The sequence below is a fragment of the Streptococcus canis genome, assembly GCF_900636575.1.
Classification (GTDB): domain Bacteria; phylum Bacillota; class Bacilli; order Lactobacillales; family Streptococcaceae; genus Streptococcus; species Streptococcus canis.
This window is the reverse complement of record NZ_LR134293.1, coordinates 1,391,846-1,417,554: the sequence shown is the minus strand read 5'-3', so window position 1 is coordinate 1,417,554 and position 25,709 is coordinate 1,391,846. Positions and strand designations below refer to the sequence as shown.

The window sequence follows — 25,709 nt, the reverse complement described above, 5'->3', positions numbered from 1 at the left end:
GAGCGTCTAAACTCTCAGTTTTTCCCAAGAAAAAGAGCTCAGCACTTTTTCTGTTCATTACGGCTTTGGACCTCTCTTGCTCGCTCTGCTCGCAACATTTCTGAGTTAAATAATTCCTTTCTTTAATATTAAATTAACCAAGTCAATGTCAATCTATTACTATAAATCTTCCTTTTTCAAAGGTTTGACATTCCTCAATAGTGGATGATTTTTGTCAGCTTCAGAAACTTCTGCTGCCGCTAAATTCTCCCAGGTAATCCCTAGACTTGGGTCAGCATAATTAACAAAAGCGTATTTCGGTTTCAATTCAAGCGCCCAATAATCGTTAACGAGATAGCTGTAAGATACTGTATCCGAAAGCACTTGAAAGCCGTTGGCCACACCTCTAGGTACAAAGATTCCCTTAGAGGCATCAATAACCGTCTGATAGACATTTCCAAATGTTTCTCCCTCACGAAGGTCAACCCATGCCCCTAAAACATTGCCACCGTCAGCTACTGAAATATACTTGTCCCACGGTTCAGCATGAAGTCCACGCAGTACATGTTTACGAGAAAAGGACACATTATTTTGTAATTTTCCTTCTGCAAAAAAATGTTCTGGGAAGCCCAGAGGCACCATTTTTTCTTTTTGAAAATTTTCTTTAAACCAGCCACGATTATCCCCACGGACAGGAATATCAAATTCCAATAAACCTGGGATTTCTTCGATTTCACGACAAGCTAATGGTTTGTCAAAAAATGTATCTGTCATTAAGCCTCTCCAATCAATCGAAGCAAGTATTGCCCGTATTCATTTTTCTTCAAGGACTGTGCCAAATGATGCACATCTTCCTTACTAATATAGCCCATACGATAAGCGATTTCTTCAAGGTTGGCTACTTGAGCATTTTGCAAGCGCTGAACAGTTTCAATGTACTGAGCAGCTTCAAGCAAGCTTTCGTGGGTTCCAGTGTCTAGCCAAGCAAAACCACGTCCCATCAATTCAACTGATAAATCGCCACGTTCCAAATAAGCCTTGTTAACGTCTGTAATTTCCAATTCACCACGCGCACTTGGCTTAATGTTTTTGGCAATTTCTACCACGTCATTGTCATAGAAGTAAAGGCCTGTGACTGCAAAATGAGACTTAGGCACTTCTGGTTTTTCCTCGATAGAAATGGCATTCATATTTTCATCAAATTCAACCACTCCAAAACGTTCTGGGTCTTTCACTTGATAACCAAAAACAGTAGCCCCTTTTTCTTTAGCAGCTGCCTTTTGAAGCATTTTAGTGAGACCGTTGCCATGATAAATATTATCCCCCAAAATAAGGGCAACACGATCATTGCCAATAAATTCTTCACCAATGACAAAGGCTTGTGCTAAACCATCTGGGCTTGGTTGTTCCTTGTAAGACAAACTAATCCCAAATTCAGAACCGTCTCCTAATAATTCTTCAAATCGAGGAAGGTCTTGTGGGGTTGAAATGATTAGGATATCCTTGATACCAGCCAACATTAAAGTGGATAAAGGATAGTAAATCATTGGCTTGTCATAAATGGGCATCAACTGTTTTGATGCGGCACGAGTCAGTGGATACAACCGTGTCCCCGAACCGCCTGCAAGAATAATACCTTTCATACTAGAGCTCCTATTCTTATATGTACCCTATTATTCTATCATTTTTTGAAAGCAGTGTCACGCTTTACCATTAGCTAGAAAGAGGTAACGATTTGTAGGATAATCTGCAGCTCTTAGACGAGCTTCTTTTCCTAATAACAGCTGAACCAATTCGTGACCAATTAGAGGGCCTACTGTCAAGCCAGAAGAGCCTAAACCACTAGCTACATAAAGGTGTTTTAAATTAGGAACCTGACCATAAAAAGGAGAGTAATCACTTGTGTAAGCTCTTATCCCTACACGATAAGCTTTTTGAGTGGCTTCTTTTAATGTTGGCAAATAAGTAAAAGCTTGCATTTCAAGTTTTTCTAAGACCTGCCAATCAGGTTCAAGGTCATAACCTTTATCATTTTCGTGACTCGCACCAACAGAAATCTTACCTTGATTAAAGGGAATAATATCTAACTCACCTTCTGGCATGACTACTGGATAGGCATCACTGGCCCAATCCTCACAAACATAATCCAAAAGTTGTCCTTTTTGTGGCCGAACATCTACCTGATAACCAAGCGGTGTTAATAAATCAGGTAGCCAAGCTCCAGCTGCTAAAATCACTTGATCAAAATCATGACCAGCAATCTCGTAACTGCTTCCATGCTGTTTCAGATTGACTTTTTGGCGAATAACTGGGTAGCCACTAGCTTCAAGCAAAACCTCACATAAGGTGGCTCCTTCAACTCTAGCAGCTCCTGAAGCGTATAGACAACTGTCAAAACCAACTAAGCCTGGAAATTCCTCTTGTATCTCCTCACGTTTTTTTACCTCCAAATGACCGATTAAAGGGGATTCTTCTTTTCTACTTAAAGCTAATTGATAAAGATCTTTTAACTTCTCCTCTTGCTTTTTTAATAAGTAAATCCCATTTTGCTGGTAAAAATCCGTTGCAAAGCCATCAGTCTGTAAGTCGCTGACTAACTGTTGATAAAAATCAGCACCTAAACGAGCCATGCGATACCAAGCCTTGTGGCGACGCTTTGAAAACCAGGGACTAATAATACCGGCAGCAGCCTTAGTGGCTTGTCCTTGACCATAGTCAAATAGGGTAACTTCTTTTTGACCATTTTTTTGTAAATAATAAGCGGCGGTTGATCCTACAATCCCCGCCCCAATAATTGCAATTTTCATCTCTGATATTCTATCCTAATGCGACATCCATAACCATCATAATCACAAAACCTAACATTAACCCTAAAGTAGCCACATCCGTGTTACCATTGGTCTGTGATTCTGGAATTAATTCTTCCACTACCACAAAAATCATAGCCCCTGCTGCAAAAGATAAAGCATAGGGTAAGACTGGAAGCATCAACAAGACTAAAGCTGCCCCCATAACAGCACCAATTGGTTCAACAATAGCTGACATAGCACCCCAATAAAAGGCTTTTAAACGCGATTTCCCATCAGCACGAATAGGAATAGACAGGGCCGCACCTTCTGGGATATTCTGCAAGCCAATACCAATGGCTAAACCTATAGCACCTAGCAGTGCTGACGTTGAGACCTTACCATACGCTAAAGCACCAAAGGTAACACCAACTGCCAATCCTTCTGGAATATTGTGAATCGTAATAGCTAAAAACAAGAGGGCTGTTCTAGATAATTTTTTCGGAGGTTGCAGACCTTCCACATCTGACACATCTTTGTCGAGATGCAAATGCGGTACAAGGGCATCTATGGATCTAATAAAAAGCCCACCAAGTAAAAAGCCAAAGGCCGCTGGAAACCAAGACCAGACATTTCCATCAGCCTTAGCATAGGCAATAGATGGTTCTAAGAGCGACCAAAAAGAAGCTGCAATCATAACACCAGCCGCAAATCCCATCATAGTATCTAATAATCGACGACTAATATTCCTAAAGAAGAAAACAATAGTCGCTCCTAAAATAGTACAGCCCCAAGTAAAAAGACCTGCTAAAAATGCTAATAATAACAGATTTTGCGATAATAGCCAATCCATCTTAATCCCTCAATCTCCTACAAATGGCTAAAAGGATTGGTTGAGGCTTCACTTGCCATTATTATGATGTCCCAAGCCTTTTCTTCCTTCCACTGTTGTAGTATCTCCCTTATTTTCTCCGTAAACAGCACTTCAATATGATGACCCGGATCAATTCCCATTAACCCTTCTGTCAACATCTCCTGTGCTGTATGATAATAAATATCCCCTGTAATGTAAACATCCGCACCTTTTTGTAAGGCTGCGCGATAAAAATCGTCGCCACTTCCGCCACAGATAGCAACCTTGGAAACCAAAGGGTTGGCCTTGTCGTAGCGAATAAGACGCACCGCATCTAAGCCAAAGGTCATTTTGACCTTACTTGCCAATTCTTCTAACGATTGTTGCTCAACAGTTCCAACACGACCGATGCCAAAACCCTCTTTGGTTTCAGACAAGTAAGTTGTTTCCTTGATTTCTAGCAGGTCACAGAACCAATCATTTAAGCCACCTGACACAATGTCAATATTGGTATGGCTCACATAGACAGCAATATCATGTTTAACCAAATCTAGCAGAATATCACGCTGAGGGGAAGACACCAGGTCTTTGACCCCTTTGTAAATCGGAGCATGCTTGGTAATAATCAAATCAACACCCTTGGCAATTGCCTCAGCTACAGTTTGTTCACGAACATCTAGGGTGACCATGACCTTGTGAATATCCTTATCGAGACTACCAATTTGTAACCCCCGCACATCTCCCTCCATAGAGAGGTCTAAGGGGCAAAAGGCTTCATAGGCATCAATTAAGGTTTTAGCTTTCATGAACAATCACCTCCTCTATTTGTTGTATTTTTTGCTGAATAGCTGCGCGGTCCTGACGGTTGGTTTCTGGAACACAGGACAAGGCATACTGTAATTTATCGACTTCCCGCTGCCATTTGCTTACAAAAACGGCTGATTTTGCCTGTCCTAAGAAAGGACCGAATCGCAAGTCTCTCGCGGACAATGCTTGTTGGCCTGGCTCAGCCACGATGATTTCATAATATTTGTCATTTTCGGTCATAATGGTTTCTGCAACAATCTTAAAAGCGTTAGCCGATAACCAGGTTCGTAAATCATCCTCTCGATTGTTGGGTTGCAAAATCAAGCGCTCAATGCCCTGCAATTTTTCCTTACCTGCCTCTAAAATATCAGCAATCAAACGCCCACCCATACCACAAATCGTAATGGCTGTAACGCCATCAGCCTCCTCAAAGGCTGCAAGGCCGTTGGCCAAGCGTACCTGAATATGATCGGCAAGGCCAGACTGAGTGACATTTTTAAGAGCAGATTCATAGGGGCCCTTAACCACTTCACCAGCAATGGCTGCTGAAATTTGATTGGTTTCTACCAAAAATATAGGGAGGTAGGCATGGTCGCTGCCAACATCTAAAAGCTTGGCACCTTTTGGAACATAGGTCGCAACTTGAGCTAAACGATTTGATAAATGACTGTCCATTTTGACTTCTTTCTAAAACGTAATGGTTCTATTATAGCAAAATTATCCCCATAAAAAAAGAAAACCAAAGGCTAGGCCTTCGATTTTCCATAAGTATCTTTATAGTATCTGCAGTAGCTTTGAACGGGGCAAATCGCACATTTGGGATTTTTAGCCAAGCAATGATAGCGACCAAAGAAAATCAAGCGGTGATGAGTGATAATCCAATCTTTTTTAGGGATCTTAGCCATCAAATCTTGCTCAATTTCGGTCACATCCGCATCAGGAGCTGACACATTCAATCGTTTGGCCACTCTTGAGACGTGAGTATCCACCGCAATTGCTGGCACACCATAAACTTCTGCCAAGACAACATTAGCGGTTTTACGGCCAACTCCTGGCAAAGATTCTAATTCTTTGTGTGTTTTTGGCACTTGACCACCAAAATTGGTTAAAATAGCTTGGGCTGTTTTAATGATATTTTTGGCTTTATTTTTATAGAGGCCTATGGTCCGTAGACAATTTTCAACATCTGCCACATTTGCAGAGGCTAAATCCTCTATTTCAGGATATTTAGCCCAAAGGACTGGTGTGATTTTATTAACTGCCTTATCAGTAGTCTGTGCTGATAGAATCACAGCAATTAAGAGTTGAAATGGGCTCTCCCAATCCAACTCTCCTCTGGCTTTAGGAAACATCTCAGCAATCAAGGCTAAAACTTTGCGTAAGCGTTCTTTCCCTATTCTCATGAATCACTCCAAAGGTTCATGGCCGCAAGAAAATCATCAGATACGCTAACCTGAGAAGCATTCTGATCTTCTCTTGCCCGTTTTCGCTCTTCTACTTGTCTAAGGTTAACAATGCCTTCTTTTCGCCAATTACGTAAAATAGCCTGAATGTATTTCCAGTTAGTTTTGCCATTGAAAACAGCTTCTTTAAGAGCTTCTCGGATCAAATCAGGATCCGTTTTATCATCATGAAGAGATTTTTCCAAATCTTCTAGCTCAAAAGGACTCAAAAAGCGTCCCAACTCACGTTCAAAGTCATCAACGAGATGTTTGAAATGATTAGGTTCTTCTTGATGAGTGGCCTCAGCAGCAGTTTGTTTAGCTACGAGCTGGTCTAACTTAGCCAAGACTGGGCTAGCGTCAAAAATAATCTCTATTTCTCCAGCCAGTTCAATGGTTTTCATATCCAATAACTCTTGGCTAGTCAAAGATGAAATGATTTTATTAATATCTGCCACTGATTTGCCTAGGGCATTGGCGATCTGACTGGGAGCTAAATCATCACGCTTTGTCGTATTTTGTAGATAGAAAAATTGCCAGACTAAAAAATCATCTGAGCTCTTAAAAATATCCTTGTAATGAAAAAGCAAGGTACTTGGAAGTACCAAGTTACCTGACTTATAATGTTCTAAAAAACTCATAATCCCTCTATCAAGAGACTAGGACAAGAGTCCCTAGCCTTCGCTACTTTTAGTGTTTGATGTGATACCGATGTGTCTGATTAACCAGGGAATTGCATCAAGACTTTGCAATCGTAGTCGCCAATCGCATCACGGCCGTTTAAACCATCCAACTCGATAAGGAAGGCACAACCTGCAACAACACCACCAAGTTGTTCAATCATTTCGATAGTTGCTTTTACTGTTCCACCAGTTGCTAATAAATCATCAACAATCATCACACGTTGACCTGGCTTAATAGCATCTGAATGCATGGTTAAGGTATCAAGACCATATTCTTTTTCATAATCAGCTGACACCACATCTCTTGGTAATTTACCCGGTTTGCGAACTGGAGCAAATCCGATACCCAGTTCAACTGCAACAGGGCAACCGATAATAAAACCACGTGCTTCTGGGCCGACAATCATGTCAATATCTTTGTCACAAGCATACTGAGCAATTTCACGAATAGCATAGCTGTAAGCTTTTCCGTCAGCCATTAAAGGTGAAATATCGCGGAAAGTGATACCGTCTTTAGGATAGTTTTCAATTGATGCAATATAATTTGTTAAATCCATAATTAATTCTTTCTAGTGGCAAATCGCCAAAAATAAAATGCTCTTCATTATATCACGAAATGCTTTTTTCGTAAAATAAGACTTCCAATCGTTGCCTTATGAAATAATTGACGCTCGTCTGAAATGGGCATGATTATGATTTGGAATGGACCAAATAATCGTACATCTCCTGCGGGCTAGCCAATGCCATGATTTCCTGAAACTTCACCAATTCTTTTAACTCTTGGTAAATGTGACTCTCTGAAATCTCTCGTTTTTGCGCTTGTGGGTTAACCGTCATCAATCCATCTTCAATCGTCACAAAAGCTAACTCTTCAAAAATCTGAATGAGCTTAATCAATAAGAGTTTGTCAATGTTTAGGTAGCGACTCAAGTCAGTCAACTTATGACGCAAATCAAATTCGGGAAATTGGTAGATGGTTTTGTAGAGTTTAGCAAACTGTTCACGACTACCAAATCCCGTTAGGTAGTAAGGATGGTTAATCTGATTTTTAAAATAAATAGCGTCAAAAGTCTTATTAGCGAACTGGGTACGCCAGCTTTTGAAATCTTCAGGAATGTCATTAATCAGAACGACTTTGGCATTTGGATCTTCTTCAATAGTCGGAATACCTTCAGGAATTTTCGCCGTTTTTGTCCTTAAATCAAGAAGTTGTACTCCATCAACACGAGCATCTACTAACATGAATTGGAGACTCGTGTTCCCATTCCAATGGTTGACAGATAAGGTCACTGCTAATTCTAAACCAGTAGCTTGTTGAAAGTCTTGTATCTGGCTTCCTTGACCAAAAGCCAGTACATCAAAGGAAGTTTTGCCCTGACTGACTTTGAATTTAAGATGACTCTGGTCCTGTCCCATGGTACGCGCTTGGCTAACTGTTATGTCCTTGACATAAAAGACCGGCTTGGGATGATCCATACCATAAGGAGCTAATTTATCTAAACTCTTTAAAGTATCAAGACTAAGTTCCTCCAATGACAAACCTTCATCAATAGTCAGTGTATTTTTGGCAGTCTGATCTAAGCCACGCTCTATCACAAACTGACAGAGCAAGTCTGAGAGAGCTTCTAAGTTATCAAGGGGAAGGGTCATTCCTGCTGCACCAGCATGCCCCCCAAACGCTGTAAATAATTCACGCTTGCCACTCAAAGCTTCAAAAATATTAATAGCTTCTAAACTTCTGGCCGAGCCTTTTGCAAAGCCATTATCAATGGTCAAGACAACTACCGTTTGTCCAATAGTTTCCATGATACGACCAGCGACAATCCCCAGAACACCAGGGTGCCAGCCGGCTTGAGCTAAGACTTGAACAGGTTTTTGATCGTCAACCATAGCCATCGCTTGATCAAAAATCTCTTGGACTAAGGCCTTACGCTCTTCATTTTTTTCCTTAATCATCAAGGCAATATTTTGGGCTTTTTGGTCATCAAAACCTGTCAGCAGCTCAATGGCTGGATTAGGGTCATCCAAGCGGCCTAAAGCATTTAATTGCGGAGCAATCTGAAAACCAATAGCATCTTCATTAAAATGTTCTAAATCAATAGGTGATAGGGTCATTAGTTCCTGCAAACCGATCCTCTCAGTATGCTTGAGCATGGTCAAGCCATTTTTGACTAAGACACGGTTTTCACCTGTCAAACTTACCATATCAGCAATTGTTCCAATGGCTACCAAGTCTAGGCAGTCTGTTGGCAAATTTTCTAGCAAAGCAGTTGCCAATTTAAAGGCAACGCCACAGCCAGCTAAGTGTTTAAAGGGATAATCAGCATCGGGATGCTCAGGGTGAATGATGGCAAAGGCCTCTGGCAATTCTTCAGGCAGGCTATGGTGGTCAGTCACAATAACATCAACTCCCTGTGCTTGGGCATAGCTAATCGCTTCGTGCCCTGCTACTCCATTATCAACCGTGATAATTAAGGACACAGCTTCCTGCTCAATAAAGTATTTATAGACGCTCTGATTGGGACCATAACCATCTGTAAAACGGTTAGGGAGGTAAACTAAAGGCTCTGCCCCCATCATGTCTAAGGTTTCCTTGACAATAGATGCCGACGTCATGCCATCAGCATCATAATCGCCGTAAATGAGAATCCGTTCGCCCTCTTCAATAGCTTGGCGAATCCTTGGGACAGCCTTTGCCATGTCATGTAGCAAATAGGGATCATGCAGTTGCGACAAATCAGCTACCAGAAAGTCATCTAAGGCTTCTTCAGTCCTTATCCCTCGCTCATAAATCAACTGAGCGGCGGTCTGGGTCAGACCTTTTGCCTTTGCTAGCTTAAAGAAGCCATCATCTGGCTTCTTGTCTTCTATTTTCCAGCTATATTTGGATTTAATCATTTATAATTAAATACCTTTCTTGCAAGATAATCGGATAATTTGGGGAAAAGAGTGTAAAATTGATGGGTTACCGCTAAACTAAAGGGCAAATTCAATTCTCGTTTATTTTTCCCGATAATGGAAACCAAGCGCTTAGCCACGTGATTGGGTTGGAGAGTAAACTTCCCAACACTTTCCAAATAATGTCCAGACGGATCCGCTTGTTCAAAAAACTTGGTGGCAATGGGACCTGGATTCACGGTGGTCACGTAAACCCCTTTATCCGCTAATTCCAAGCGAAGGGTATTGGAAAATCCGATAAGGGCAAACTTGGTGGCTGAATAAATGCTCGATTTGGCTGACGCAATCAATCCTGCCATGGACACAATGTTAATGAGATGGCCTTGCCCTTGCTCTGCCATTTTCTGACCAATCAAGCGGGCAAAATGAATGCTCGCTAGGGTGTTGACCTGAAACATATCAGCTATTTCTTGGGCGGAAAACTCTTCAAAGCCTTTGAAAGCTCCATAGCCAGCATTATTAATCAAGACATCGACACGGCCATAGCGCTGGTAAATCTGAGCAACCATCTCTTCAATGGCTGCTGGATCGGTAATGTTCAGTTCAAGGCATTCTTTGTTATCAATATGCTGATAACAGTGTTCTAGGCGCACTTTGTTACGTCCTAATAAAATCAGTCCATCTTCTTTGGGCAGCTGCTTAACAATTTCCTGAGCCAGCCCTCCAGAAGCTCCTGTCATAACAATGATTCTTTGTGCCATTAAATAATCACTTCCTCTAAATCTCGTACCATCTTAACATTTTCAAATACCGTTGCAGCATCTTTTTCCATCTGGCGACAGTCACGTCCTAAAAAGCGAGCTGACACATGGTTGAGCAAGAGGCGCTTGACACCAGCATCACGGGCAATCTGCGCTGCCTGTATATTAGTGGAATGTCCATGATTTCTTGCAATCCTCTCGTCGCCCTTGCCATAGGTTGATTCGTGAACCAAAACATCCGCATCTTTAGCCAATCTGACACTGGCAGACGTTTTGCGTGTATCACCGATAATGGTAATGATTTTACCTTTTTTAGGGGCAGAAATATAATCTTTGGCACAAATCAGACGGCCGTCTTCCAATTCAACATCTTGTCCATTTTTGATTTTACCAAAGAGTGGTCCAAAAGGAACACCCGCTGCCTTTAAAGCTTCTGCGTCTAGGGTTCCTTCTAAGTCTTTTTGAACCACTCGATACCCCATGCAAAAAATGGTATGCGCCAGACGCTCTGCATAAACTTCAAACTTATCTGTTTCCATAATTTTACCAAGCGACTTCTCATCAAATTCATGGAAATGAATGGTATAAGGTAAACGAGAGCCTGAAATTTTTAAGCTGGTTAATACATAGGTTTTGATACCAACAGGTCCATAAATATCAAGGTCTGTTTGTTCCTCGCTGGCTTGAAAAGCACGGCTAGACAAGAAACCTGGGAGTCCAAAAATGTGATCTCCATGCAGATGGGTAATAAAAATTTTTTTAATTTTTCGAGGTTTGATGGTGGTTTCTAAAATTTGTCTTTGGGTCCCTTCGCCACAATCAAACATCCAAACTTCGTTGATTTCATCTAAGAGTTTCAAGACCAGGCTTGAGACATTGCGTTGTTTGGCTGGTTGACCAGCTCCGGTTCCTAAAAATTGTAATTCCATTCAATCTATTCTTTCTATTGGGTAATGTAAATCATAAATTCTCGTTGGGCAAAACCATAATACTTTTGACCAGAAAATGTTTGGCTAAGAGCCAATAACTCCTCTACATTAAACCCTTTAAGCATGATAACACCGTTTGCCAGACGATAAATCTTGGTCAAGAGTGCTTCTTTTGGTGTAATGTCTTCTTGGATTTCTTGGTCAAATGACTGTGCCTGCATTTTAAGCTGCCCCTTATCTTCATAAACCATATACTGTGGGAAAATTTGTGTCAATTCAAAAAGGAGGCTTGGATCCTTAGGCTCTGCTTTTTCAGAAAAAACAAGGGCTACTTCTTGGTCACTCTGGTAAGCAAAACCATAAGCTTTTCCAGCCAAATTGAGCCTTACAAAAGGTTTGACTTCGTCAAAAGAGGGACAATCAGTAAAAAGCCCCAAAGCCTTAGAAAGATTAAAATAATAATCGGTCGCAGCTTGTGGTGACTGTTTCTGGTAGATTTCAGCAAAGTAGGCATTAATAACACTCGGTGGCGGCGTGATAAAAGCTAGTTTTTGCTGGTCTGTCAAACCGGCTAACAGATGGTTTAGGTAGTTAGTATCCAGACTGGTAAATCCACCATAGGTTTTAGCTAAATCAATATAATTATTCATAAAAATCGTCAAGTCTCCATTGCTGTCTTGGGGAAATGTAGCCTGAAATATCCTCTATTTCATGGTCAAAAGTGTAGTGGTCTAAAAGAGCAACCCGATTCAAATCATACAGTTTGTAAGCCTTGTCTTGATGCACTTTGATAGAAAAAGGAACAAATAAATCTCTAATCTGATCAATGATTAAGCGTCTCAAGAGAACCTTGCTATCCTTTGAACGTGCTGAAATCCTGACATTTGGAAAGACGGTGGCTGTTAACTGATCTGCCATATCCATTTTGTTATAAATAGCCAAGCGTGGAATATCAAGCATGTTCAACTCTTTGAGGAGATCTAAAACTACCTTTTCCTGCTCACTATGATTGGGATCACTCGCATCAATAACATGTAAGAGCAGATTCACATGCTTGCTTTCTTCCAAGGTCGATTTAAAGGCAGCCACTAATTCCGTTGGCAGGTCTTGAATAAAGCCTACGGTGTCTGTCAACGTTGCTTGAAATTGATTTTCTAAATAAAGTTGTTTTGTGGTTGCGTCCAAAGTAGCAAATAATTCATTGGCTTCATAGTGACTGTCATCTGTCAACAAGTTCATAATGGTTGACTTGCCAGCATTGGTATAGCCAATCAAACCAATGTTAAAGGTGTCTGAACCCACACGACGATTTCTAATCGTTTGGCGGTTTTTCGCCACTTGGGATAATTGACGTTCAATATCCGCAATCTGATGACGAATCGAGCGGCGGTTTAATTCCAACTGGCTTTCACCTGGTCCGCGGCTACCAATACCACCTGCTTGACGGCTTAACATGATTCCCTGCCCTACCAATCGAGGCAACATGTACTTCAATTGGGCAAGGTGAACCTGTAATTTGCCTTCATGACTTCTGGCACGCATGGCAAAAATATCTAAAATCAACTGCATACGGTCAATGACTTTTACCTCTAAAACAGCTTCCAGATTGGCATTTTGTCTGGCAGTCAAACGATTATTCACAATAACGGTATCAATCTCATCGGCTTCCACAATCGCTTTGATTTCATCCAGTTTTCCTGATCCGATAAAGGTTTTGCTGTCGTAACGTTCCCGCTTTTGGCTAAAGTTTGCCACAACTTTTGCACCAGCTGTTTTGGCCAGATTAGCTAACTCGGTCATGGACATGTCAAAGTGTTCTGTTGTTTGAAGCTCAACACCTACCAAAATCACTCTTTCTTGCTGATTTTTTGTCTCAATCATATCCCTTGCTAATCCTCCAAATTCCGTAAACTTTATTATAGCATATCTCCACCAAATTCTGCTAATTTTGCGTTATGACTTCTCCGTCTGTGCAAGGAAATCTCTGACCTTATCATACACTACTTGCGGGTAATCAGGAGCTGTTATGGCAGTGAAGGTAACAGCCATTCGATTGCGGAACCAAGTTAGCTGTCGCTTGGCAAAACGTCTCGTATTCTGCTTTAATTGTTCGCTAGCTTCTGTTAAGGTCATTTCTCCTGCAAAATAGGGGAATAATTCCTTATAACCTATGCCACGGCTCGCTTGGGCACTGGGGTAGTTGTCATATAGCCACTTTGCCTCTTCTAACAAACCTGCTTCAAGCATGCGATCCACGCGCTGATTGATACGGTCATAGATAACTTGACGGTCATCATTTAAACCGACAATAAGCGGCTCATAAGCCGTTTCGGCATTCTCTAATTCATCAGCAAATTGACTCAACTCAAGGGCTCGAATGGCCCGCCTGCGGTTAAGCTGCTCAATGGTAATACTTTTCATTGTCAAGAGTTCATACACCTCTTGATCAGATAACTGCTCTAATTCCTGTCGATAAGCTTTTACCGCCTCTTGGTCAACTTGACCTCCTAAATGATAGCCTTCAAGTAAGCTTTGAAGGTAAAGACCCGTCCCCCCTACAATAATCGGTAATTTCCCACGGCTAACAATGTCTGAAATAGCTTTTTGAGCATCTTGAACAAAATCATAAGCCGAATAAGACTCAGTCACCTCACGAATATCAATTAAGTGATGAACCGCTTCCTCCTGCTCTTCTCGAGTTGCCTTGGCTGTTCCAAGATCCAACTGTCGATAAACTTGTTGGCTATCTCCCGAAATAATCTCTCCATTAAAAGCCTTTGCTAAGCTAATCCCAAGTGCTGTTTTTCCAACCGCTGTCGGACCAACAATCACAACTACTTTTATTTTTGTCATTTTCTTATCTTTCTATTAGAAAAGCGTATCAAAAAACGCCTTTTGCTTGAAAATTATACTATTTTTCGTTACCATATATTATAACATAAGATTGGAGGACAACTGAGATCCTTCGCTAGAAATGGAGAATTATCATGGCTAAGAAATATCAATTTATTAAAGGTCTTGCAACCGGTGTCCTAGCAACTACTGCTACCGTTGCTGGTGCTGTCTTTGCTGTTAAAAAAACAATCATTGACCCTGAAGAAGAAAAAGCGGCTTTCGTTGAAGAAAACCGTAAAAAAGCAGCCCGCCGTCGTGTAGCTCGCTAATACACCTTATTCTGACGATAAAAAGAGACTGACACATGACTGTGCTAGTCTCTTTTTTTCATTCATCATCAATAACTAGTTAAGAGTAACTATCTCTGTGAGTTCAGGTGTTAGCTACTCTTCTTATTTTGAAATAGAAATATCAGGGAACCCCCATAAACATAAGTGACTAAAGCTGTCGCCAACAACACCTCTCCTAGCAAAAGGATCTGCCAACCTAATCCTTGCCAACCTAAAAAAGACAGATTCATTTTCAAGGAAGTGGCACTAATCACAAACGGAAAGGTAAAGGCTGAAAAACCTGGATTAAAAGGACGATTAAGTAAGCGAGGAAGCTGTAAAACCACAAAAGCATATAACAGCTGTGAACTGATGAGAAGAAAGAGAACCATTGTCTCTTGCGGTTTAGGAAAGGTTGCCAAATAAGACGCTGATAATAACGACAGAGGGGCACAGAACGTTGAGATATTAGGCATTGCTGCCTCAGGCAGGCCAATTCTATAAGCCTTTGTTGCCATAAAGGGTAAAATGATAGCTGTTAAGATGAGACAAGCCCAAAAAATAATTTGCCCTAACCAGAACTGTTTGCTAGCAGGTGCTGTTAGTGCTGCCATGGCAATTCCGACAAAGAGGACAGACCATGACGGAAAAACATTGTCCCAAGAAAAAGAAAAAACAAAACGATACTGGTAATAAGCAATCAGGACAAGATTTCCCAAGAAGAATAACCACCAAGCCACCAAGCCCAGCCAATGCCCTCCTAGCATTTTCAAAAAGAGAGCAGCTAATAACATTCCTGTCATAAAAAACGTTGGAAAAACAGATGCAATCAAAGGCTGTCTTAACTGCATTTTGGTGTCATTTAGGTTCCGAACTATACCAACGACTAAGATACCATAAATAAAGAGGGAAGCAAGGAGACCTAAAGAACTAAATAAAGAAAAATAAGATGCCAAGAGGTTACCCAAAGAAAGTGTACCTAGTGCCAATCCTGACATGACCAAGGGTGGGTTTTTGAGATGTTTCATCATTGTCCTTCTTTGCCTGCCACTAGTCAGGCCTAATAAAATCACTTTATTTATTTTATCACAATTTGATTATCTGTAACAGGCATCTATCAAGAAAAAGCAAATCTAATATAATTAAAAGTGTGTCCTTCACAAAATAACTACTGGCTCATGATGTCAGGGTCGTTAAGAAAACAAGGACATCAGCACACGACTTAAAAAGAGTAGAGATTTCTCCCTACTCTTGTCTGATTTTATTTAGTGAGCTGCATTAAGCACTTTTTGAACAGCTGAATCTTCCTCCATTTTTGCCATAAAGGTTGCCAGATGGGGATAATTCTCATAAGATTTTGGTGTTTTTTGAGACCATAGCGCCATGACATAAGCATAAGCATCTGCAATGGTTTTTTGATCTTGATAAACATGCCCACTATCCCCAATAAGACCATCTAAATGCGTCATAGCAATATCAATCCGCTTATAAGAAGCTTGTCTCACTTCTTCAAGAGCTTGATTGTCTTGAGAAATAGTGTAGCGATAAGGGCTAAACATTGGCCAAAAAGCAGGATGGAAATCACCTGTTAAGAAGTCCATGATTTCGTTAAATCGACACTCTGCCAAAAGATTATCTTGGGGAATAAGCTGAGCTTTCGGAGCTTGTTTTGCTATAAAGGCCAAGATAGTACCTGCCTGTGTAACAATTTGCCCATCGTCAAGCTGTAAAGCTGGAACCATTCCCAAAGGATTGATTTTAAGGTACTCTTCAGAACCCAGTTTTACCTTCTCTACCTCATAATCCAGTTGTGCCCATTCCAAAGCTATCCAGCAAGCCAAGGCACAGGTTCCAGGAGCATAATAAAGTTTCATCATAATTTCCTCCCTAATTAGTATTAAATTAAGTATAACACTTTTTGAAAACCTTTGCAGGAATAAAGTATCCTTACCTCATGTTTTTCTTTCTAAGAACCACATACCTTGAGACTAGTTCAACCAAAACTCACAATCCTTTTGACAGGATTCTAAATAAAGTTGATATTGACGTCTTCGATGTTGATGGCTCTGCATGACAAAATGAGCTTGGTACCCACGTTCACTGGTATCTCGTTGCAAAGGTCTTTGCGATTCAGTCTCATCATCTGTATAACCAAAAACAAACCAGTTTCCTGATTTGTTTTGAGATATTAGGCGCCTACAAATTCTGGTAACGTTTCACCTATCGCTTCAAGACGAGCTGCCCATTCTTGACGGCTCAAGCCATTTTCTGCCACATAACGGTTACGATCATGGGCACGACATTCTGGCGAACACCCACGCACATATTTGTCTTCGCTTTCTACAGAAGTGAAGATTTGTTTGTTACAGAATGGATTGGCACAATTAACATAACGTTCACACGGTGTGCCATCAAAATGGTCACGTCCAATAACCGTTGGATCCACATGATTGATTGGTACTGAGATACGTTCATCAAAGACGTACATTGCCCCCTCCCAGAGTTCCCCTTGAACTTCAGGATCCTTACCATAAGTGGCAATACCCCCATGAAGCTGACCAACGTCTTTAAAGCCTTCACGGACCATCCAGCCAGAGAATTTCTCACAGCGAACACCACCCGTACAGTAAACCACAACACGTTTTTCCATAAACTTGTCTTTGTTGTCTCGTACCCATTGTGGCAACTCACGGAAGTTACGAATATCTGGACGAATCGCTCCACGGAAATGACCAAGGTCGTATTCGTAGTCATTACGGGTATCTAAGACCACCGTATCTTCGTCAAGCAGGGCTTCCTTAAATTCCTTGGGTGATAGGTAGGCTCCTGTTATTTCAAGTGGGTTAATGTCGTTGTCAAAATCATTGTCTTCCAAACCAAGGTGAACAATTTCTTTTTTGTAACGGACGAACATTTTCTTGAAAGCTTGCTCATCTTCTTCATCAATTTTGAACCAAAGGTCTGCAAAACGCTCATCGCTATGTACCCAGTCCATGTATTTTTGAGTGGTTTCATAGTCACCTGAAACCGTACCGTTAATCCCTTCGTCTGCAATCAAGATACGGCCCTTGAGACCAATCGATTTACAAAAGGCTAAATGTTCAGCCGCGTAGGCTTTGGCATTTTCAATGGGAACATATTTGTAGTAGAGTAAAACTCGAATCTTATCTGACATGTATTCTCCTTCATTATCATTCAATTACATTCCATTATAACGAGCAAAATAAGATCTAAGCAAACCATTTGCTTGTCTCTTTTCTCACAAAAAACTTAACTAATTAAGTTTTTTTAAAAAATCGCCATTATCATGTTAGTTCTTAAACAAATGATTAGAAGCTCTGCCTATAAAATGCTAAGATAAGGGCAAGGAGGTTATGATGACTTACGAACTTTGTTTAGAATATGGAACCTATCCGCTATCGCTTGTGAACGCTGCTTTAGGAGAGGACCAAGAGCCACCAGCCTTTATCAAAGATGACCAGGTACTCCTCAATAAGCTTGACATCATGAATCAACTCTTTCATGACTTATTTGCAACCATTGAGTCTCAATTCCACTACATTGGCTTTAACATGCCTGAAAACAGAGCTCAGATTAGAGAGCTCTATGATGAGGTGGTTACCATCTTGGAAACCAAATACAAGGATTACCCAATTATTATTGAGAAATTCCTCCTCTAAGAATAGAAGAATCACTGACAAAAAGCCAGCAACCAAGTGTTGCTAGCTTTTTTGTGCCACGAGAGAAGTTACATCAACCATTGAGCAAAGTCTAAAAAAGCTTGTGTGGCTTCTGCCAAGGATTGCGCAGCCGATGCATCAATAAAATCGCTTTGATCATTAACAAGGGTATGAATATGCACTAAAAATATTTCAGCTTGCAGTGTAACAGGGACATTAAAAAAATCAAACTTTGTCTTAACTAATGCTTGGTCCCAAAGCCATCTAACCTGTCATTGGATTGTGAAATAATCATGGCAGTTTTACCACTAAAGGCTACTTGTTGATAAGGTCTTGGCCCAACCTCAATAGCATTTTTTAGGGCAGCAGGAAGCGTTTGGTTATATTCTGGAATGATAAGTCTTGGTCGTGAATGCTCGTCTAAAGTGGTCACAAGAAACTGATCTGCGTCCTTCTTTATCAATATCTGGGTCAAATAAAGAGAGACCCTCAATGCAACTGAGAGATACCTGTATATCTTCAGGAAAAAATGGCAACATTGCCTTAGCTAAATATTTTGAAAAGGACTTGTCCTTGATACTTCCTAAAATAACACCTATTTTTTCATTATTACCTCCTAATCGTGTTTGGAAACATTATCAGGAGTACTTTATGATGATACGGCTTTCTACCATTGATTAGCAATAGCTTAATAGGATAAATGGTTATCAATACAGCTTGCTTTGGTTTTTAGGGATGGTTTATCACTAAAAGAAATAGGAAATCAACCTGACAATTTGAAGAACAAATCAAGGAGTTCTCCTTAACCACTTCTTCTCAAAATGCATCAACCTAAAATCACCAAAAAAAGCGGAAAATCCGCTTCAGATTGAAGAAAGAGTCCATTTAGGACAATTTTTCTTCAATCTTTTTTGCTCTTCTAAAAAAGAAAAACTCCTGAAACGCGATAAAATAGGCATTTCAAGAGTTAGTAGACATCATGATCATTAAATCATTTCCATTGACACCTTCTAAAAATAGAGTTTGTCTACGTTCTGAAGCGGAAAATCCGCTTTTGGGTCAGTGTTTAATTTGAATGCCAAATGTCTTCATTGTATTGTTCAATGGTACGGTCAGACGAGAAGAAGCCAGCTTTGGCAATGTTATGAACCACTTTTGTCATCCACAAGTCTTGGTCTTCATAATCTGCTAACATTCTTTCTTTCACCTCAATGTACTCTTCAAGGTCAATCAAGGTCATGAACCAGTCTTTTGAAATCAATTCTTTATAGAGACGATCAAGACGTTCTTCATTTCCAAGTCCAAGTAATTCTGGACTGATAATAAAGTTAACTGCTGACTTAATGGCTGGGTGACTATCATAGTAGTCTTTGGCCACGTAAGAAGCTGTCGCATAAAGATTGATGATTGTATCAGAATCTTTACCAAAGGTATAGATATTATCCATGCCTGCAAGCTCTGCAATTTCCACGTTGGCCCCATCCATAGTTCCTAAGGTCAAGGCACCATTAAGCATAAATTTCATATTACCAGTTCCAGAAGCTTCTTTGGATGCTAGTGAAATTTGCTCAGAAATATCGGTTGCAGGAATCAAGTGCTCTGCTACTGTCACATTGTAGTTTTCGACAAGATGGACATTAAGGTATGGACTTACCTCGGGGTCATTGTTGATCAATTCTGACAGACAAAGGATCAAGTGAATGATGTCTTGGGCAATGATATAGGCAGGCGCTGCTTTTCCACCAAAGATAACAGTGATCTTACGTTTTGGAAGGTTGCCTTTTTTAATTTCCAAATATTTGTGAATCACATAGAGGGCATTCATTTGTTGGCGTTTGTACTCGTGGAAACGTTTGATTTGGGTATCAATAATAGAGTTTTCATCAAGTTCGATGCCTTTATTATCTTTAAGATAACGTTTAAGAGCTAATTTGTTGTTGTATTTGATTTCAGCCAATTTAGCATGGACAGCTTTGTCATCTGCAAAGGCCATCAATTTTTCTAATTTAGTCGCATCAGTCAAGTAGTCATCGCCGATAAGTTCTTTGATGTAATCAGCCAAGTCTTGGTTGGCAAATTCTAGCCAACGACGAAAAGTAATCCCGTTGGTTTTATTGTTGAATTTTTCTGGGTAAAGGTCATAGAAAGCTTTTAATTCACTGGTTTTCAAGATTTCTGTGTGAAGAGCAGCTACGCCATTTACGCTTGTCGCAAAGTGAATATCCATGTGTGCCATGTGCACGCGACCTGATTCGTCAATAATTTGAACAGCTGGATCAGATACCTCTGCTCGAACAAGAGCATCTAGTCTTTCAATGATGGTTACCAAGTGGGGAACTACTTCATTAAGATAAGCTATTGGCCATTTTTCAAGAGCCTCCGCAAGAATGGTATGGTTTGTGTAACCAACCATATTTTTCACAACAGCTACAGCTTCATCAAAGTCAAAACCATGTTTTTCAGTCAAAAGACGAACCAATTCAGGAATAACCATTGATGGGTGTGTATCGTTGATTTGCACATAAGCATAGTCTGCAAGATCATGAAGATTTGAACCACGTTCGATAGCTTCGTCAATTAATAATTGAGCTGCATTGGAGACCATAAAGTACTGTTGGTAAATACGAAGCAACTCACCGTTCTTATCAGAATCATCTGGGTAAAGGAACAAGGTCAAATTTTTAGCAATTTCAGTTTTATCAAATGAAATACCACCTGTGATTAACCCATAATCAACACCCTCGATGTCAAATAAATTAAGGTAGTTTTTAGTGTCACGGTTGTAACCCAAAACATCAATACGGTCAAGACGAGATTTCAAGGTAAAGTTCTTAAATGGCACATCGTAAGAAATGTCTGTTGGAACCAACCACGAATTGTCTTCAATCCAGAAGTTTGGCTCTGCTTCTTGCTCATTGTGTTTGAAAACTTGCTTAAATAACCCACAATGATAGTTCAAGCCAACCCCTTCACCATTGATGCCAAGAGATGAAATAGAGTCAATGAAACATGAAGCAAGACGTCCCAAACCACCATTACCAAGGGAGGGTTCTAATTCAACGTCTTCGACTTCTGCGATAGATTTACCAGCCGCAGCCAATTCTTCTTTAATATCTTTGTAAGTTCCTAGGTTGATGAGGTTGTTTGATAATAATTTACCAATCAAAAATTCCGCTGAGATATAGTAAACTTTGCGTTTAGCAGTATTTTTAGCTTTGTGGCTAGCTTCCTCTTTGACAAAGTTTAATAATGATAGATAAATCTCTGCATTACTGGCTTGGGCAAGGGGTTTTCCTAAGTTAGTTTCAGCATAATCTGTAAAGCGTTTCATGTCTTCCTCTTTTCTTTTGTTCTCTTTAACGATTTGCACGACCGTACAATTCAGTCAAATGGGTTAGGTAGGCTTTATGCTCTTCAGTGATATCACCTTCAAGCATTCGCCATTGCCAGTTGCCACCAACAGTATTTGGCATGTTCATACGACTGTCAGCTCCCTTATCAAGCAAATCTTGCATACACAAGATAGCCGTGTTGCTCACTGTTGCAAAAATCGTGCGCAACATAGCTTGGGTGATGCTCTCGTCTGATCCTTTGTGGAGGTAATCATTAACAAAAGCCACTTGCTCCTTGCTAAGGTTTGCATACCAACCATTGACCACTTCATTGTCATGGGTGCCCGTGTAAACCACACAATTATGTCCATAGTGATGTGGCAAGTCGCTACTTTGACTCGTGGTATCAAAAAGACCAAATTCTAAAATCTTCATACCAGGAAAGTCTGTGGATGCTAATAACTGCTCTGCTTTTTCATCAATGTAGCCAAGGTTTTCTGCAATGATAGGAAGTTCTCCTAAAGCTTCACGTACCGCAGCAAATAAGGCTAGTCCTGGAGCTGATTCCCAATGACCATTTCGAGCTGTGGTATCCCCGCCAGGAATTTCCCAGAAATCTGAGAAACCTTTAAAGTGGTCAATCCTCAATTTGTCATACAACTTGAAGCTTTCTTGAATACGGTAAATCCACCAAGCAAAGTTAGACGCTTCATGGGCAGGCCAATGATAAATCGGATTTCCCCAAAGTTGTCCGTCTTCGCTAAAACCGTCTGCAGGAACGCCTGCAATGAATAAAGGATTTTTATCAGCATCCACTTTAAACAGGTCAGGCTTTGTCCAGACTTCTACACTATCGGCAGAAACATAGATTGGCATGTCACCAATAATCTCAATTCCATTAGCATTGGCATAAGCTTTTAGAGCCAACCATTGCTGATAAAAGAAATATTGGCAAACCTTGTGATAATTAATCGTGTCAACAAGTAATTGGCGGTAATGGGTTAGCGCTGCTTTTTCCCGTTTAACAACGGCCCTATCATCCCATTCTTGTAAGGCTTTATTTTGGAAATGTTCTTTCAAAGACATGAATTCAGCAAAGTCATTTAACCAGCTCGCTTCTGCCTCAAAAGCTATCAATTGTTTAACGCCTGCTTCAGTCGCTAAAAAGGCTTTGACTGCTTTTTCCAATAATGGGCGTTTTACTTGAAAAAGCTGAGCATAATCTACCGCTTCAGGATTGGCTCCAAAATCAACACCTATTAAATCATCTTCTTGCAAATAACCATCTGCCACAAGCAACTCAAGGTCGATAAAGTGCGTATTTCCTGCAATGGCAGAGAAAGATTGGTAAGGAGAATCTCCAAAACTTGTTGTTGTTAAAGGGAGAATCTGCCAATAAGTTTGTTTGGTTTCTTTTAGAAAATCAACAAAGTCAAAAGCTGCCTTCCCAAAAGTTCCGATTCCATATGCTCCAGGAAGGGAACTGATATGCATTAAGATACCGCTTGCACGTTTATTCATTCTTTTTTCTCCTCGTGAAATCTAGTTATGATGAAATTATAGCGCAACCGTTTGCGTAAGTCAACCACTTTTCAAAAAAAGTAGCATTCTGAAGACATGCTACTAGTGATTAGTTAGTTGATGAAGGATTGATGTCACGAACACTCTCCCGTTTTTTCAAGGTGAAAGGCACAAAGATTTTTTGACTAAGGCTTTGCTCCTTGGAATTGATAATATCTAGCAACTGTTTAAATGAGGTTTTGCCAAGATTGGCAACATTAATGTCAAAAGTTGTCAAGTAAGGATGAATCAACTTGGCATAACTCGAATTATTGAAGGTAATAATTGACATATCATCTGGTACCTTGATGTTGTAAAAAGACAATAACTGCACCATTCGTACTGATAACACGTCCCCGATAACCACCAAGGCGGTTGCTTTAAAAGCACGAATATTTTCCATCAATGATTCCACACTAACAGGATCCTTACGATCAAATAAAAGCATAGGCTGGGTTTCTAAAGAAAGCTTGAGACAGCCTTTTAAGTAGCCGATGTAACGTTCTGAAGCCACCTCTGATACCAAGTCATCTGTAATAAATAAGATCTGACGATGTCCTTTTTGATAAAGGTGATCTACTGCTGTTTTAGCCATCAATTGGTTGTCATTATCAATATAGGTGATTTTATTGGCATCACCTTCTGGAGCCCCTACAATAACAAAGGGAATCTTGTTACTCATCAAATATTTTCTGACAGGATCTTCTTGAACTGAATAAAGAATAATAAAGCCATCCACTCGCTTTTGAAGGTGCATCAATTTGACTTGCTCTAACAAGTCATCCAAAGACATGCCGGTAGCAATTGAGACCGTAAAGTGATGGTTCTTGGCTTCACTCGTGATGGTTGAAAGAATTTCCATGAAGAAGGGCTCACTCAACCGATCACTTGTCATAATAGGAGGAAAAACAAGACCAATATTATGGGTCAAACCACTGGCAAGCATTTGCGCTGCAACGTTCGGTACATAGCCCAAATCTGCCATAGCCTTTCTCACTTTCTCCTTAGTTTTTTGAGAAATGGAGCGGTTGTCTTTTAGTACCCGACTGACAGTCGAAGGGTTTACTCCTGCCTTTTGGGCAACATCTTTAATTGTTACCATAGTCACCTCGTTCTTGTATTTACTTAAGATAATACCTATCTCAAGCTTTTTCTCTTGTATTTTGTTTCCATTATACAGTTATCTTTTAAAAAATCAACTTCTAGTTTGTATTTTTAAAATAAGAAAGGAAGAGACACTGACTATTTAAAAAAAGATAAGTTTTTAAAAAAAACGCTTGACTTTTTCTGCAAGCGGTTGCATAATATTAAGTGTAAGAAATATATCTTAGGAGGAAATAGCTATGAAATCATGGCAAAAAGTTATCGTCGGTGGAGCAGGTTTGACACTTGCAAGTACCTTATTAGTCGGATGCGGATCTGATTCAAAAAATAAAACAGAATCAGCAGCAGGCTCTGATTCAAAAATGATTAAACTTTGGGTTCCAACTGGAGCTAAAAAATCATACGCAGATATTGTTGCAAAATTTGAAAAAGATTCTGGCTATAAAGTTAAAGTCGTCGAATCAGAAGATCCAAAAGCACAAGAAAAAATCAAAAAAGACGCTTCAACTGCTGCCGATGTCTTCTCGCTTCCTCATGACCAACTTGGTCAACTTGTAGAATCTGGTACAATCCAAGAAGTTCCAGAAGAATACACCAAAGAAATTGCTACAACTGCTACTGACCAAGCAATTGTAGGTGCTCAATACAAAGGAAAAACTTATGCCTTCCCATTTGGTATTGAATCTCAAGTTCTTTTCTACAACAAAACAAAATTAGCCGCTGAAGATGTTGCTTCATACGATACCATTACAGCAAAAGCAACTTTCGGTGGTACCTTCAAACAAGCTAACGCTTATGTTACTGGACCATTGTTCATGTCAGTTGGTAACACTTTATTCGGTGAAAACGGTGAAGATGTTAAAGGAACTAACTGGGGCAATGAAAAAGGCGCTGCTGTTCTTAAGTGGATTGCAGACCAAGCTTCAAACAAAGGATTTGTTAGCTTAGATGCCAACAACGTTATGTCTAAATTTGGTGACGGTTCAGTGGCTTCCTTTGAATCAGGACCTTGGGATTACGAAGCTGCTCAAAAAGCTATCGGCAAAGAAAACCTTGGTGTCGCTGTTTATCCAAAAGTAACTATTGGTGGCGAAACTGTTCAACAAAAGGCATTCTTGGGTGTAAAACTCTACGCAGTCAACCAAGCACCAGCTAAAGGTGATACAAAACGTATCGCAGCTAGCTACAAATTAGCATCATACTTGACTAACGCTGAAAGCCAAGAAAACCAATTCAAGACTCGTAATATTGTCCCAGCTAACAAAGAAGTTCAATCTTCAGAAGCTGTTCAATCAAACGAACTTGCTAAAACGGTTATCACAATGGGTTCTTCTTCAGAATATACTGTCGTAATGCCAAAACTTAGCCAAATGGGCACATTCTGGACTGAAAGTGCTGCTATTCTTAGTGATGCCTTCAACGGTAAAATCAAAGAAGGTGATTACCTTGCTAAATTGCAACAATTTGACAAAGACATCGCTGCAACAAAATAATCTTATCTCGTTTTACTAATACCATACTGAAACAAGCACAGAGGTGAGTAACTTCTAGAAGCTATCTTATCTACTCATCTTTTAGGAGTGGAACTGAGCTCCATCACGTTTTGTTGGGGGTTAGTCCCGCTCCTACTTGTTTTTGATGTTATTTAAGTAGCTTAGTGCTACTTAAATTTTTAATCATTTAAAGGTTTACGTAACACTTAGCTAGTTGTTTTTTCTATTAAGAGATATG

At 40.2% G+C, this 25,709-nt stretch carries 26 protein-coding genes; 3 read left to right on the top strand and 23 right to left on the bottom strand.

Features of this window, described 5'->3' with window-relative positions; genetic code table 11:
* Window positions 1-159 precede the first annotated feature (159 nt).
* The 15 genes from EL097_RS07245 to miaA form a co-directional block, all read right to left on the bottom strand.
* Entirely contained in the window at window positions 160-753 is a 594-nt protein-coding gene (locus EL097_RS07245) for a dTDP-4-dehydrorhamnose 3,5-epimerase family protein (RefSeq protein ID WP_003043909.1), read from the bottom strand.
* A complete protein-coding gene (gene rfbA, locus EL097_RS07240) occupies window positions 753-1,622 on the bottom strand; it encodes a glucose-1-phosphate thymidylyltransferase RfbA (protein ID WP_003043910.1) in 870 nt (289 codons plus the stop codon). Before rfbA ends, EL097_RS07245 begins: the two co-directional genes overlap by 1 nt.
* Before the next feature lie 57 nt (window positions 1,623-1,679).
* Window positions 1,680-2,786 carry an NAD(P)/FAD-dependent oxidoreductase gene (locus EL097_RS07235; RefSeq protein WP_003043911.1) on the bottom strand — a complete coding sequence of 369 codons (1,107 nt, stop codon included), beginning with the start codon at window positions 2,784-2,786 and terminating at the stop codon, window positions 1,680-1,682.
* A 10-nt stretch (window positions 2,787-2,796) separates the two neighbouring features.
* Window positions 2,797-3,618: a ZIP family metal transporter gene (locus tag EL097_RS07230; RefSeq protein ID WP_003043912.1), complete on the bottom strand. Its 822-nt coding sequence runs from the start codon at window positions 3,616-3,618 to the stop codon at window positions 2,797-2,799.
* A gap of 17 nt (window positions 3,619-3,635) precedes the next feature.
* Window positions 3,636-4,424: a Nif3-like dinuclear metal center hexameric protein gene (locus EL097_RS07225; protein WP_003043913.1), complete on the bottom strand. Its 789-nt coding sequence runs from the start codon at window positions 4,422-4,424 to the stop codon at window positions 3,636-3,638.
* Window positions 4,414-5,100, bottom strand: coding sequence for a tRNA (adenine(22)-N(1))-methyltransferase (locus tag EL097_RS07220; protein ID WP_093998933.1), 687 nt, complete (start codon window positions 5,098-5,100; stop codon window positions 4,414-4,416). Before EL097_RS07220 ends, EL097_RS07225 begins: the two co-directional genes overlap by 11 nt.
* A 71-nt stretch (window positions 5,101-5,171) precedes the next feature.
* Window positions 5,172-5,828, bottom strand: coding sequence for an endonuclease III (gene nth, locus EL097_RS07215; RefSeq protein WP_003043917.1), 657 nt, complete (start codon window positions 5,826-5,828; stop codon window positions 5,172-5,174).
* On the bottom strand, window positions 5,825-6,508 hold the full coding sequence (locus EL097_RS07210) for a DnaD domain-containing protein (protein ID WP_003043919.1): 684 nt from the start codon (window positions 6,506-6,508) through the stop codon (window positions 5,825-5,827). The genes nth and EL097_RS07210 overlap by 4 nt, the downstream gene beginning before the upstream one ends.
* 80 nt (window positions 6,509-6,588) lie before the next feature.
* The gene (locus EL097_RS07205; protein ID WP_003043920.1) at window positions 6,589-7,107 is read right to left on the bottom strand and encodes an adenine phosphoribosyltransferase; all 519 of its coding nucleotides are present in this window, start codon (window positions 7,105-7,107) and stop codon (window positions 6,589-6,591) included.
* Between the two features lie 133 nt (window positions 7,108-7,240).
* Complete coding sequence (gene recJ, locus EL097_RS07200) at window positions 7,241-9,448, bottom strand: single-stranded-DNA-specific exonuclease RecJ (protein WP_003043921.1); 2,208 nt, start codon at window positions 9,446-9,448, stop codon at window positions 7,241-7,243.
* The gene (locus EL097_RS07195) at window positions 9,445-10,209 is read right to left on the bottom strand and encodes an SDR family NAD(P)-dependent oxidoreductase (protein ID WP_003043924.1); all 765 of its coding nucleotides are present in this window, start codon (window positions 10,207-10,209) and stop codon (window positions 9,445-9,447) included. The genes recJ and EL097_RS07195 overlap by 4 nt, the downstream gene beginning before the upstream one ends.
* Window positions 10,209-11,138 carry a ribonuclease Z gene (rnz, locus tag EL097_RS07190; protein WP_003043926.1) on the bottom strand — a complete coding sequence of 310 codons (930 nt, stop codon included), beginning with the start codon at window positions 11,136-11,138 and terminating at the stop codon, window positions 10,209-10,211. The genes EL097_RS07195 and rnz overlap by 1 nt, the downstream gene beginning before the upstream one ends.
* Before the next feature lie 14 nt (window positions 11,139-11,152).
* Window positions 11,153-11,788, bottom strand: coding sequence for a hypothetical protein (locus tag EL097_RS07185; RefSeq protein WP_003043928.1), 636 nt, complete (start codon window positions 11,786-11,788; stop codon window positions 11,153-11,155).
* Entirely contained in the window at window positions 11,781-13,019 is a 1,239-nt protein-coding gene (hflX, locus tag EL097_RS07180; RefSeq protein ID WP_003043930.1) for a GTPase HflX, read from the bottom strand. Before hflX ends, EL097_RS07185 begins: the two co-directional genes overlap by 8 nt.
* Window positions 13,020-13,091: 72 nt before the next feature.
* Window positions 13,092-13,991 (bottom strand): tRNA (adenosine(37)-N6)-dimethylallyltransferase MiaA, encoded by a 900-nt coding sequence (gene miaA / locus EL097_RS07175; RefSeq protein WP_003043932.1) that lies wholly within the window; start codon window positions 13,989-13,991, stop codon window positions 13,092-13,094.
* Between the two features lie 134 nt (window positions 13,992-14,125).
* Here miaA and EL097_RS07170 point away from each other — a divergent pair, with 134 nt between their 5' ends.
* On the top strand, window positions 14,126-14,302 hold the full coding sequence (locus tag EL097_RS07170) for a DUF3042 family protein (RefSeq protein WP_003043934.1): 177 nt from the start codon (window positions 14,126-14,128) through the stop codon (window positions 14,300-14,302).
* Between the two features lie 110 nt (window positions 14,303-14,412).
* Here the strand turns inward: EL097_RS07170 and EL097_RS07165 are convergent, their stop codons facing one another.
* The 4 genes from EL097_RS07165 to trhO form a co-directional block, all read right to left on the bottom strand.
* Window positions 14,413-15,330 (bottom strand): TDT family transporter, encoded by a 918-nt coding sequence (locus tag EL097_RS07165; protein WP_003043936.1) that lies wholly within the window; start codon window positions 15,328-15,330, stop codon window positions 14,413-14,415.
* A gap of 237 nt (window positions 15,331-15,567) precedes the next feature.
* Entirely contained in the window at window positions 15,568-16,176 is a 609-nt protein-coding gene (locus tag EL097_RS07160) for a glutathione S-transferase family protein (protein ID WP_003043938.1), read from the bottom strand.
* Between the two features lie 114 nt (window positions 16,177-16,290).
* Window positions 16,291-16,491: a hypothetical protein gene (locus EL097_RS11065; protein WP_112420680.1), complete on the bottom strand. Its 201-nt coding sequence runs from the start codon at window positions 16,489-16,491 to the stop codon at window positions 16,291-16,293.
* On the bottom strand, window positions 16,491-17,477 hold the full coding sequence (trhO, locus tag EL097_RS07150) for an oxygen-dependent tRNA uridine(34) hydroxylase TrhO (RefSeq protein ID WP_003043940.1): 987 nt from the start codon (window positions 17,475-17,477) through the stop codon (window positions 16,491-16,493). Before trhO ends, EL097_RS11065 begins: the two co-directional genes overlap by 1 nt.
* A gap of 202 nt (window positions 17,478-17,679) precedes the next feature.
* On the opposite strand from trhO, the gene EL097_RS07145 reads away from it, so the two are divergent.
* Entirely contained in the window at window positions 17,680-17,982 is a 303-nt protein-coding gene (locus EL097_RS07145) for a hypothetical protein (protein WP_003043941.1), read from the top strand.
* A gap of 241 nt (window positions 17,983-18,223) precedes the next feature.
* Here the strand turns inward: EL097_RS07145 and EL097_RS10935 are convergent, their stop codons facing one another.
* The 4 genes from EL097_RS10935 to EL097_RS07125 all read right to left on the bottom strand — a co-directional run bounded on the left by EL097_RS10935 (window position 18,224) and on the right by EL097_RS07125 (window position 23,976).
* Window positions 18,224-18,415 (bottom strand): NAD(P)H-dependent oxidoreductase, encoded by a 192-nt coding sequence (locus EL097_RS10935; protein WP_003043945.1) that lies wholly within the window; start codon window positions 18,413-18,415, stop codon window positions 18,224-18,226.
* Between the two features lie 633 nt (window positions 18,416-19,048).
* Window positions 19,049-21,313 carry a glycogen/starch/alpha-glucan family phosphorylase gene (gene glgP / locus EL097_RS07135; protein ID WP_003043949.1) on the bottom strand — a complete coding sequence of 755 codons (2,265 nt, stop codon included), beginning with the start codon at window positions 21,311-21,313 and terminating at the stop codon, window positions 19,049-19,051.
* A 25-nt stretch (window positions 21,314-21,338) separates the two neighbouring features.
* Window positions 21,339-22,835: a 4-alpha-glucanotransferase gene (gene malQ, locus EL097_RS07130; protein WP_129545007.1), complete on the bottom strand. Its 1,497-nt coding sequence runs from the start codon at window positions 22,833-22,835 to the stop codon at window positions 21,339-21,341.
* Window positions 22,836-22,944: 109 nt separating this feature from the next.
* On the bottom strand, window positions 22,945-23,976 hold the full coding sequence (locus tag EL097_RS07125; RefSeq protein ID WP_003043952.1) for a LacI family DNA-binding transcriptional regulator: 1,032 nt from the start codon (window positions 23,974-23,976) through the stop codon (window positions 22,945-22,947).
* Window positions 23,977-24,217: 241 nt separating this feature from the next.
* On the opposite strand from EL097_RS07125, the gene EL097_RS07120 reads away from it, so the two are divergent.
* Window positions 24,218-25,471, top strand: a complete 1,254-nt coding sequence (locus EL097_RS07120) for an extracellular solute-binding protein (RefSeq protein WP_003043954.1) — start codon at window positions 24,218-24,220, stop codon at window positions 25,469-25,471.
* Window positions 25,472-25,709 lie beyond the last annotated feature (238 nt).